The sequence below is a fragment of the Neobacillus sp. YIM B06451 genome (assembly GCF_032667185.1).
Taxonomy (GTDB): Bacteria; Bacillota; Bacilli; order Bacillales; family Cytobacillaceae; genus Bacillus_D.
This window is the reverse complement of sequence record NZ_JAVFKJ010000001.1, coordinates 318,470-329,337: the sequence shown is the minus strand read 5'-3', so window position 1 is coordinate 329,337 and position 10,868 is coordinate 318,470. Positions and strand designations below refer to the sequence as shown.

General features: G+C 48.1%; 11 protein-coding genes and 1 other annotated feature. All 11 genes read right to left on the bottom strand.

All coding sequences use genetic code 11. The annotated features are described in order from the left end of the window. Positions 1-110 precede the first annotated feature (110 nt). The 11 genes from RB160_RS01565 to pgeF all read right to left on the bottom strand — a co-directional run bounded on the left by RB160_RS01565 (position 111) and on the right by pgeF (position 10,823). Positions 111-1,415 carry a solute carrier family 23 protein gene (locus RB160_RS01565; protein ID WP_316568452.1) on the bottom strand — a complete coding sequence of 435 codons (1,305 nt, stop codon included), beginning with the start codon at positions 1,413-1,415 and terminating at the stop codon, positions 111-113. Between the two features lie 227 nt (positions 1,416-1,642). Beyond that, on the bottom strand, positions 1,643-2,203 hold the full coding sequence (gene pyrR, locus RB160_RS01560; RefSeq protein WP_316569039.1) for a bifunctional pyr operon transcriptional regulator/uracil phosphoribosyltransferase PyrR: 561 nt from the start codon (positions 2,201-2,203) through the stop codon (positions 1,643-1,645). A 202-nt stretch (positions 2,204-2,405) separates the two neighbouring features. Then, positions 2,406-3,317 carry an RluA family pseudouridine synthase gene (locus RB160_RS01555; protein ID WP_316568451.1) on the bottom strand — a complete coding sequence of 304 codons (912 nt, stop codon included), beginning with the start codon at positions 3,315-3,317 and terminating at the stop codon, positions 2,406-2,408. Next, a complete protein-coding gene (gene lspA, locus RB160_RS01550; protein ID WP_316568450.1) occupies positions 3,289-3,801 on the bottom strand; it encodes a signal peptidase II in 513 nt (170 codons plus the stop codon). Before lspA ends, RB160_RS01555 begins: the two co-directional genes overlap by 29 nt. Positions 3,802-3,934: 133 nt before the next feature. Then, entirely contained in the window at positions 3,935-6,700 is a 2,766-nt protein-coding gene (gene ileS / locus RB160_RS01545) for an isoleucine--tRNA ligase (RefSeq protein ID WP_316568449.1), read from the bottom strand. Positions 6,701-6,773: 73 nt separating this feature from the next. Then, positions 6,774-7,013: a binding site (T-box leader), on the bottom strand. Positions 7,014-7,064: 51 nt separating this feature from the next. Further along, positions 7,065-7,580, bottom strand: coding sequence for a DivIVA domain-containing protein (locus RB160_RS01540; protein ID WP_053366125.1), 516 nt, complete (start codon positions 7,578-7,580; stop codon positions 7,065-7,067). Between the two features lie 134 nt (positions 7,581-7,714). Beyond that, on the bottom strand, positions 7,715-8,488 hold the full coding sequence (locus RB160_RS01535) for a YlmH family RNA-binding protein (RefSeq protein ID WP_316568448.1): 774 nt from the start codon (positions 8,486-8,488) through the stop codon (positions 7,715-7,717). 109 nt (positions 8,489-8,597) lie between these two features. After that, a complete protein-coding gene (locus RB160_RS01530; RefSeq protein ID WP_316568447.1) occupies positions 8,598-8,858 on the bottom strand; it encodes a YggT family protein in 261 nt (86 codons plus the stop codon). Positions 8,859-8,864: 6 nt separating this feature from the next. Further along, positions 8,865-9,305 carry a cell division protein SepF gene (locus RB160_RS01525; protein ID WP_316568446.1) on the bottom strand — a complete coding sequence of 147 codons (441 nt, stop codon included), beginning with the start codon at positions 9,303-9,305 and terminating at the stop codon, positions 8,865-8,867. Continuing rightward, entirely contained in the window at positions 9,295-9,996 is a 702-nt protein-coding gene (locus RB160_RS01520) for a YggS family pyridoxal phosphate-dependent enzyme (protein WP_316568445.1), read from the bottom strand. The genes RB160_RS01525 and RB160_RS01520 overlap by 11 nt, the downstream gene beginning before the upstream one ends. After that, positions 9,996-10,823, bottom strand: a complete 828-nt coding sequence (gene pgeF / locus RB160_RS01515) for a peptidoglycan editing factor PgeF (RefSeq protein WP_316568444.1) — start codon at positions 10,821-10,823, stop codon at positions 9,996-9,998. Before pgeF ends, RB160_RS01520 begins: the two co-directional genes overlap by 1 nt. Positions 10,824-10,868 lie beyond the last annotated feature (45 nt).

Here is a 10,868-nt window from a genome sequence, read left to right as displayed (position 1 = left end):
TCGGCGGTAGCCTGGGCGCAGATTTCCCCCTGCTGCCTAGGAATTTGGATTCCTGGCGGCAGGGTGTGCACCCTTACCGGACTCACGGGACCGGTTTAAAAGGTGGTACCTTATGCAGATTTTTTGTCTGATGAAGCTTCAAACATGTCGTCTTTTACTGGGTCCCTTCCAGGCAGGATTAGGTTCAGCAATACCCCGAGGATTGCCGCGAGCGCCATGCCATGGATTTGAAAGCCGTTTGTTATCTTGATGAACGCCCCTCCGATACCGATTACGAGGATGACGGATGAGATGATGAGGTTCCTGTTGTTTCCAAAATCTATTTTATTGTCAACAAGCATCCTCAGCCCGGAGGAAGCGATGATACCGAAAAGCAGGATGGAGACGCCGCCCATGACCGCTGGGGGAATCGAACCTATGAGTGCGGTAATTGTTCCACTGAAACCGAAAAGGATTGCCGCCACCGCCGCGCCAGCAATGACATACACGCTATATACCTTTGTAATCGCGAGGACGCCGATGTTTTCACCGTAAGTTGTTTTCGGCGGTCCGCCAATCAATGCGGAAATCATTGTCGCCGTACCGTCGCCCAAAATAGAGCGGTGAAGGCCGGGCTGCTTAATGTAATCACGGCCGACTACCTTGCTCAGCACAAGCTGGTGGCCGATATGCTCAGAAATCGTCACGACCGCGACTGGAACCATCAAGAGGACCAAATCCAACGTTATATTTATTTTATAATCGACAAACGGAATGATGAAATCAGGCATTACAAAGAGATTTGCTTCTACTACCTTTGAGAAATCGACTAGACCCACTGCCAGAGAATACACGTATCCGATAATTATTCCCGCAAGTATTGGAATGATGCTCAGTACCCCCCTCGCGTATATCGAGAATATAATTGTAGCGATAAGGGTAACGAGAGCCGCCGAGAAATGTAGCATGCTGTAATTATTAATGTCTTGCAATGTATTCATTGCCATCCCGACAGCGGTTCCCGCCAGTGAAAGGCCAATGACCATGATGACCGGCCCCACAACAATCGGAGGAAGAAGATTCATAATCCAGCGATGGCCCGCCTTCTTAATGATCAGGGCGACGATGCCGTAAACGAGGCCAGCCATGAAGCTGCCAATCATCGCGCCGCCAGGGCCGCCCATTGCCTTCGCACCGATTATCGGTGTAATAAAGGCAAACGATGATCCGAGATACGCTGGGACCTGCCATTTTGTAATTGCGAGGAACGCCAAGGTTCCAAGGCCGCTTGAAATGAGGGCGATCGCAGGGCTTAGATCCACAAGGTAAGGCACAAGGATTGTCGCTCCGAACATGGCGAATAAGTGCTGAAGGCTAAGCGTAAGCATCTGGCCGAGCCTTGGTTTTTCGTGTACATCCAGAATTGGGTTGTTCATTCGTTTCTCCTCCGATTTTAATAGGATTTGCATGTATTCCTTAATTCAGCTGAAAACTTATCTAATCAAGCACAATTCATGTTAGACAAAAAAACCTCCCTGCATCCAAAACGCGAGGAGGTTAAAATGCATGCCGGACTTTCGTTATTCCGGCTCGTGGCAGCGCACACCCGTGGTGCGGCCCGGCATTTCCCCCTTTGCAGGCTCTCTGGACTGCTTTAAAAGGGCTATTCGGTTGTTTTTTCGGTTAATTCGTATATGCTTACCTGGTCGCAGCCGTCTACTTCTTCGAGCTCGACGACAATCCGCTCTGAACTTGAGGTTGGGATATTTTTACCGACATAATCGGCCCTGATCGGCAATTCGCGATGGCCTCTGTCCACAAGGACTGCCAGCTGGATTTGGGCTGGGCGTCCGAGGTCCATGATTGCATCCATTCCCGCCCTCACCGTCCTGCCGGTATAGAGAACATCGTCCACAAGAATGACTTTTTTATTCGTTACCCCACCTGGGATATCGGATCCCTTCACATGTGGTTCCTGGTCGTCGGTGACTTTGGTCAGGTCATCCCTGTATAAGGTTATATCGAGTTCTCCAGTGGCTACTGAGGCTCCTTCGATTTGGCGGATCCTTTCAGCAAGGCGCTCTGCGATGTATATGCCTCTTGTCCGAATCCCGACAACGACACATTCTTCGATTCCCTTGTTTTTTTCGATGATTTGGTGGGCGATTCGTGTCAGCGCCCTTCTGATAGCCTGTTCATCCAACACAATTGCTTTCTGGCCCATCATTCCACCTTCTTTCATTAACATATGTCCATTAAAGATATGTCCATAAAAAAACCTCCCGCAGTTGTGGGAGGTTGGATAGTCACATGTAGCCACACCCCCTATTTTGGGTGTGTGATTGTCCGTTCCTTCCCAGCCTCTCTGGACTGCTTTTAAAGGGCTTATTAATCTATAGATATACTACTTGAAGCAGTTACCGCTGTCAACCATTTTTACGCAATTCCTCAAGCAAATTGTCGAAATACGCGGGCAGCGGGGCTTCAAACTCAAGATATTCGCCCGTCCTGGGATGCTTAAAGCCAAGGATTCCTGCGTGGAGGGCCTGGCCGCCAAGTTCAAGCGTTTTTTTCGGGCCGTATTTTGGGTCTCCCGCAAGCGGGTAGCCGATATATTTCATGTGGACCCTAATCTGATGAGTTCTTCCAGTTTCAAGCTGGCATTCGACGAATGAATAATCGCCCAGCCTTTCTAGGACATGGAAATGAGTAACCGCATGTTTCCCGTTATCAACGACCGTCATGCTTTGCCTGTCTTTTGGATCCCTGCCTAGAGGGGCGTCAATCGTTCCATAATCGTGGGGGATGCTTCCATGGACAAGCGCCTTGTACTTTCTTGTGACCGTTTTTTCAACGAGCTGGTTTACGAGGCTTTCATGCGCCATGTCATTTTTCGCAACCATGAGGAGGCCGGATGTATCCTTGTCGATTCTGTGGACGATACCGGGTCTCAGCACTCCGTTTATCCCGGAAAGATCCGTGCAATGGTACATAAGCCCATTTACAAGCGTCCCCGTCAAATGGCCTGGAGCAGGATGGACTACCATCCCTTTTGGTTTGTTCACTACAAGGACGTCCCCGTCTTCATAATAAATATCCAGATCCATATTTTCCGGAATCGCATCAAGCTCCTCCGGCTCCGGGATGGATATTTCAATAACATCGTGCTCAGCACATTTATAATTTGTTTTTACAGGCCTGCCATTTACAAGGACAAGGCCATCCTTTATCCATTGCTGGACCTGGGTCCGGGACCATTCTTCATTCAGGCTTGATACCGCCTTGTCTATTCTGTCACCCTTCTCGCTCTCAGCGATGGTGTGTACCATTTTTTCCATATGTTTTCTCCTTCTTGCTTTCGCGCTCTTCTTTCAGCATCTGGAACATCAAAAGGCTCACGCCGATAACCAGCGCGGAATCAGCAATGTTGAATACTGGGAAATTGTAGTTGAAAATATACGTGTGGATAAAATCGACTACTTCCTTGCGGTAAACCCTGTCAATAAAGTTGCCAATTGCCCCGCCAAGCATAAACCCAAGCGAGACACCCAAAAGCCTGCTTCCCCCAGCAGCTTTGCGCATGTAATACACGATTCCTATGATGACCACAACGGTAATGACATAAAAAAACCACATTTGGCCCTGGAGAATTCCCCAGGCCGCTCCCTTGTTTCTATGGGAGGTTATATATAGGATATCCTCAATGACCGGGATGCTGTCCCCTATATTCATGTTTTTTACAATCAGCCATTTGGTAAATTGGTCAAGTGCAATGATAAATGCCGCAATTACGTAATAAAACACCAAGTGAACCCTCCACATCTTCTCGATGACTTCTTATGCATTTTAGCACAAACAAGCATACTACCACAATCAATGGCGCCGGCCCTCTTTTCAAAAAAAAACAGCCGCCCTGCGAAAGCAGGTGCGGCCCACACTTTTTAATCAACCGATCTTACAATTGAGAGGTTTCCTTCACAACACTTGCGCAGCGGGCGCACAATGTCGGATGATCCGGGTCCGCCCCGGTATCGGTTGTAACAACCCAGCATCGATCACATGTCTCGCCTTCCGCCTTCGAAACTACAATTGAAGCGTTCTCTAGCTTCAGTGCCTCTGCTGGAGCTTGTTCCGCTTCGCCAGCCACCTCTAATCCGGAAACGATGAATAGCTGTTTCAGGTCCTCATCGATTGAAGCAAGGAGATCCCTTGTCTGGTTATTTACATAAAGGGTTACCTTAGCGGTCAGTGACTTTCCAATTACTTTTTCATTACGTGCTTCTTCTAGTGCTTTCAGGACATCATCCCTGAGCTTCATGAACGCTGTCCATTTTTCCATTAACGCTTCCGCATTTTCATATTCCTTGTATTCAGGCATATCGGTCAGTTGGACGCTTTCCTCTTTGACGCCAGGAATGAATTCCCAAACCTCGTCCGCTGTATGGGATAAAATCGGGGAAACAAGCTGTGTAAGGGAAACGAGCGCCTCATAAAGAACCGTTTGAATTGCACGCCTTGCCTTGTTATCCTTTGCTTCGATGTAAAGAATATCTTTAGCAAAATCCAGGTAGAATGCACTCAAGTCAAGAGTGCAGAAATTGTTGACCGCATGGTAAATTCCCGAGTATTCATACTTGTCGTAAGAGGTTCTCACCTGTTTGATGAGCCTGTTAAGCTTCACGAGCATGAATTGGTCAACTTCTCGCAGTTTTTCATAGGAAAGGGCATCTGTTTCCGGATTGAAGTCTGCCAGGTTTCCGAGCAGGAATCGGAATGTATTCCTGATTTTCCTGTATACTTCGGCAACCTGCTTCAGGATGGCATCGGAAACGCGCACATCGGATTGGTAATCGACCGAAGCGACCCAAAGGCGCAGGATGTCGGCACCCATCTGCTTCATGATTTTTTCAGGAATCATGACATTTCCGAGTGACTTACTCATTTTCCGGCCTTCCCCATCCAGGACAAATCCATGGCTCAAGACCCCTTTATACGGCGCCTTTCCAGTCACGGCCACAGCGGTAGAGAGCGATGAGTTGAACCAGCCGCGGTATTGGTCGGAGCCTTCCAAATAGAGATCGGCCGGCCGCTGCAGGTCATCCCGTTCTTCAAGGACCGCCTGATGGGAGGAACCGGAGTCGAACCAAACATCCATAATATCGGTTTCCTTCGTAAACGTTCCATTCGGAGAACCTGGGTGTGTAAAGCCTTCAGGGAGAAGATCCTTGGCCTCCCTTTCAAACCAAACATTCGAACCGTGTTCACGGAACAAATTAGATACATGCTCGATTGTTTCATCCGTAATGACAGGTTCGCCATTTTCAGCGTAGAAAACGGGAATCGGTACGCCCCAGACACGCTGGCGGGAAATACACCAGTCGCCCCGGTCGCGGACCATATTGAACAGTCGCGTTTCCCCCCAGGCCGGAACCCATTCCGTTTCTTTAACCGCTTCAAGCAGTTCGTTCCGGAAATCCTTAATGGAAGCGAACCACTGGGCAGTCGCACGGAAGATAACCGGCTTTTTCGTCCGCCAGTCGTGCGGATAGGAGTGGGTAATGAACGATAGTTTCAGCAAGGCTCCCGCTTCGTCAAGTGCCTGTGTGATCGGCTTATTGGCTTCATCATAAAAAAGGCCTTCCAAACCTTCCGCTTCGGCTGTCATATAGCCTTTGTCATCTACAGGGCAAAGTACGCCTAGCCCATATTTCTGGCCTACATGGAAGTCATCTTCCCCGTGCCCAGGAGCCGTGTGTACACACCCGGTTCCGGCATCGGTTGTGACGTGTTCGCCAAGCATGATAAGGGAGTCGCGAGTGTAAAGCGGATGGGCTGCAGTAATATACTCAAGCTCGCTGCCTTTAACCTTCCGGGCAACTTCATAGGAATCCCATCCGATTTCCTTTGCCACTGACTCAAGAAGTGCCTCGGCAACAACATATTTCTTCCCATTTGCCGCTACAACCGCGTAAACTAGGTCAGGATGTACAGAAATTCCTAGGTTGGCTGGAATGGTCCATGGAGTTGTTGTCCAGATTACAATACTCGTGTCTGTATCAAGGACCCCTTTGCCATCTTTCACTTTAAATGCAACATAAATAGATGGAGATTTTTTATCTTTGTATTCGATTTCCGCCTCTGCTAGAGCGGATTCACTTGATGGTGACCAGTAAACTGGCTTGAGGCCCTTGTAAATATAGCCTTTTTTCGCCATTTCCCCGAATACTTTGATTTGCTGCGCCTCATATTCAGGTTTTAGGGTGATATATGGGTTTTCCCAATCCCCCCTGACCCCGAGCCGCTTGAATTGCGTCCGCTGGCTGTCGATTTGGCCAAGCGCGTATTCTGTGCAAAGCTGCCTGAATTCGGCTACGGTCATTTCCTTACGCTTAACACCCTTATTCGCCAATGCCTGTTCGATTGGCAGGCCATGAGTGTCCCATCCTGGCACATACGGGGCATTGTAGCCTGTCATGGACTTATGGCGGACAATGATATCCTTCAGGATTTTGTTAAGCGCATGGCCCATATGGATATCGCCGTTCGCATACGGTGGGCCGTCATGCAGAACGTACATTGGGCGGCCTTTAGTCCGCTCCTGTACTTTTTTATAAATATTCTGTTCTTCCCATTTCGCCTGGATTTCCGGCTCCCTTTTTGGAAGGTTGCCCCGCATTGGGAACTCCGTATTCGGCATCAATAATGTGTCTTTGTAATCCATTTTCTTTTCCTCCTGAACTTACAAGCCATTTATTAGGGACGTTCTGGTGAAAATAAAAAACCTCCCCATCCCAAATAGGGACGAGAAGGTTTTGCTTTCCCGCGGTACCACCCTGATAGGCAGCATTTTAACACGCTGCCCGCTCAAACATCCGTAACGTGGAATTTGCGCCGCAGCTTACTTGGCTTTACTTAAGCCTTTCAGTGCGGGACTCTTGGGTGATTTTCCAATTCCTTGCTTTTGCCGGCTCCCACCATTCCCGGCTCGCTAAAAAAAGCTTCTGAAATTGTACTGTCCCTTTCATTGCCTGTTAGTCTTTTCAATTCTTATATTAGGAAATTATATGCCATAAGGAAGGCATCCGTCAAGCGAGCGAGTCCTCTTCCTCCGTTGCCTTTAGCTCGGTCGCATCCAGCTTGTAATCGAGCAAGTGATCCCAGTCGTCGTTGTTGATCATATCAAGCTGTGCTTCGATAAGCATTTTGAAACGCGTCCTGAATACTTTGGATTGTTTTTTCAGGTCTTCAATTTCAAGAGCGATTTTACGTGCTTTCGACAGGGACTCGTTTACAATCCTGTCTGCGTTCTTCTCGGCTTCCTTGATGATAAGCTTTGCTTCCTTCTGGGCAATCCGCTTAACTTCTTCGGCCGCTTCCTGGGCGATGATAATGGATTTGTTCAGCGTTTCCTCAATGTTGGTAAAATGGCCGAGACGGTCATTCATATCATTCAGGCGCTCTTCCAATTCCTTTTTTTCACGAAGGATCAATTCATAATCCTTGATCACTTGATCGAGAAATTCGTTTACTTCGTCTTCATCATATCCCCGAAATCCCTTTGTGAATTCCTTATTGTGTATGTCCAATGGTGTTAATGGCATACCGCCACCTCCCTTAAATTGAGTATAATTTTTATGCAGGATGGCTCGTTTTTCGCTCCCCGCTTGTTTGCTATGTATTTTATCTACTAGTTAATTCGACAGGAACAGGCATTTTCCTGCAAATGGCTGTAAAATTATTTTTGTTTTCCGGCAACAATCCGCCATTTTTCTTTTTTGGTTTTCCCCTCAATCGCGAGCACCCTAGCCCGGCCATATCCCCGGACAGAAATCATATCGCCCTCTCCCAACTCGAAAGCGGGATTCACAGCCTCTGCCCAATTTACCTTGACGAGCCCCTGTTGGATGAAGAGCTGGGCTTTTTGCCTCGATAAATGATGGATGGCGGCCAGGACAGCGTCTAGCCTGAGCGAGCTTACGGTCAGCGACTCTTCGGACCATGTTTCAGCTGGCTGAAGAGCCTGGCCAATCGGAATTTCACTGACGCCTACCGAAGCTCTTCCGATTGACTCCAGCTGCATTTTTACGAAATCCGCCACTTCGGACGCGCAAAAAAACTGAGCTTTTCCTTCCCCTATCAGGATGTCCCCGTATTTCCCCCTTTTCAGGCCTATTGACATTAGGCTGCCTAGAACCTGGGGATGTTCGATTGAAATAAATTTCGAAGGGTAGCGGATATCCATCAGGCTAATTTGGAATTCTTCCTGCCCTGCTACGGCATAATCCGGGAGCAAAAGCGCCCGTCTTCGTTCGGCATTTTCGATGCCTCCAGAAAATTGGACCCGGACTTCTCCGTTCTCACCGATTAGTGTTTTAAGAATATGCTGTTCCCTTGGATCGAGAAAATCGGTCAATTTCATCGCATAGGAAGTTTCCACCTGGCTCTTCCATTGCAGCGCCTGATCGATGAACTCCCTTTCCGAAGGCCTGAAATGCTGGTAAATATTCATTTTTTTACTCCTCGACAAAATCCCTTAAAGAACAAAATGCGGAAGCGCCTTCGCGACAAGCAAAAAGACTGGCTGCCTTAGCCAGCCAGCCTAAAAGCCAATGCGGCCATCAAAACCAGGTGAACACCCTGTACAGACCTCTCATTGCAAATTGGAGAACAAGGATAGCGACAATCGGTGAGATGTCAATCATCCCAAGCGGAGGAATAAACTTCCTGAATTGCTCTAGATACGGTTCACAAATCCTCGCCAAAAATTGCCCAATCGCAGTACCTCTCGCATTAGGAAACCAGGACATTAATATGTAGATAATTAAAGCCCAAATATAAATATTAATAATTGATGTCAATATATTCACAATTACAGCCATTAACTGTTACCACCTCGAATCCTGAAAATCATGTTCATGCATCAGCTCGGAAATATTGCCGGAAACCTCGACGTTATCCGGAGTGCACAGGAAGATGCTCAATCCTATTTTTTGGATGTCCCCGCCAATAGCGTATACGGTACCACTAAGGAAATCAACAATTCGTTTAGCTTGGTCATGGTCGATCCTTTGAAGGTTGACGACAACGGCCCTGCGGTTTTTCAGGTGGTCGGCGATTTCCTGGGCTTCCGAATACATTCTTGGCTCGATCAGGACCACCTTCGAATTGGATGCCTTTTGGACGCTTTGGAGGCTGACGACATTTTGCGTCTTGGCCGCCTGCTGTTTTTGCGGCTTTATCGGCTCAGGCTCTTCAACATAGCCCTCTTCTTCATCGTATTGATCATCCAAAAAAAAGAAATTCTTAAATTTCGATTTAATGCTCATCTTCCTGCACCTCCATATCGTTTTTTCCGACGAGGGCCGTGCCGATCCTGACCATCGTCGCCCCTTCCTCGACGGCAACTTCATAGTCATTCGACATCCCCATCGACAATTCCGTGCATGGGGCATGTGGCAATCCCATTGCCTTTATCATGTCCCTTAACTCCCTGAGTTTTTTGAAGCAATCTCTGAGTGCTGCTTCATCATCCGTCAGGGGAGCCATCGTCATTAGTCCAACAATCTGGATCTTCCTGTATTGCTTAACTTCCAAAATGAATGGAACAACTTCCTCGGGTTGCAGCCCGTGCTTCGATTCTTCTCCGGAAACATTTACCTGGACGAGGCATTTTACTTCATTTTCCGCCCGCTTATCAATTTCTTTGGCGAGAGATAGCCTGTCCAAGGAATGAATATAATCCGCTTTCCCGATGACATTTTTTACTTTCCTGGATTGCAGCGAGCCAATGAAATGGAACGAGGCCCTTCCGCCGAGGGAATCCCACTTTTGAAGAAATCCGTCATCACGGTTTTCCCCGATGTCCCGAATCCCCGCCTCTACTGCTTCCAATGCCCTTTCCGTACTGACATATTTTGTTACGGCAATAATTTTCACTTCATCAGGATCCCTATTGGATTTTAGGCAGGCATCTGCAATCCTGGCGCGTATATCTCTAAGATTTTCTGCTACCCCCATTACCTCAAAGAACCCTCCTTCCAACCAATAAATCCAAGCATCCTCCCGGTCTTTCCCTTTTCCCTGCGATGTGAAAAGAAACTTCCTCCCCCGCACGACGAACAAAGACCGGTTGTCGAAATGTTACGCGACGGTATTCCTGCCTCTTCCAGCAAGAGTTTGTTCATTGCCTGGAGGTCGAGGGAATACTGCCCGGCGCTAATTTGATTATATGGTTTTTTTTCGACATGTTCTAGTCTCTTTTCCGCAAAAGCTATTACCCTGTCATCGACAATGTAACAATTTTTGCAAATCGATGGCCCTATGGCCGCCAAAATAGTTGTAGGCGATATCCCTTCCGACTTCCAGGCATCAATCATTTTCGGGCCAATCCCGTTAACTGTACCCTTCCAGCCGGCATGGGCGATTCCCACCATCCCACTCCCCGGATCAAAGAAATAGAGCGGGACACAATCCGCGAAACAGAGGGACAGCAGGATGCCTGGCTCATTTGTATAAAAACCGTCCGTATCCGGGACGGAATCACTGTATGCGGATGCTCCCCTCCCCTTTAAGCTGGAGCCCGCTTTGACAATGTTCGTCCCGTGTGTCTGCTCGGCACCGACAATATCCAGGAGCGGAAAGCCCGCCAGCCTGGCGATGGCCTCCCTGTTCTTCCTTACGAGATTCTGATTGTCCCCTACATGGAATCCCGTATTCATGCTTTCATATTCTCCGGTGCTATAACCTCCGGCCCTTGTAGTAAATCCGGCGGAAAGGCCGGGATAATCCTTCATCCAACCGCCAAGAACTAGAATTGACTCATGTTGTGAAATAAATGGTTCCATGGTTTACCCCTGTTTTTTCTCTAGTTTACCACACCACGCCTAAAT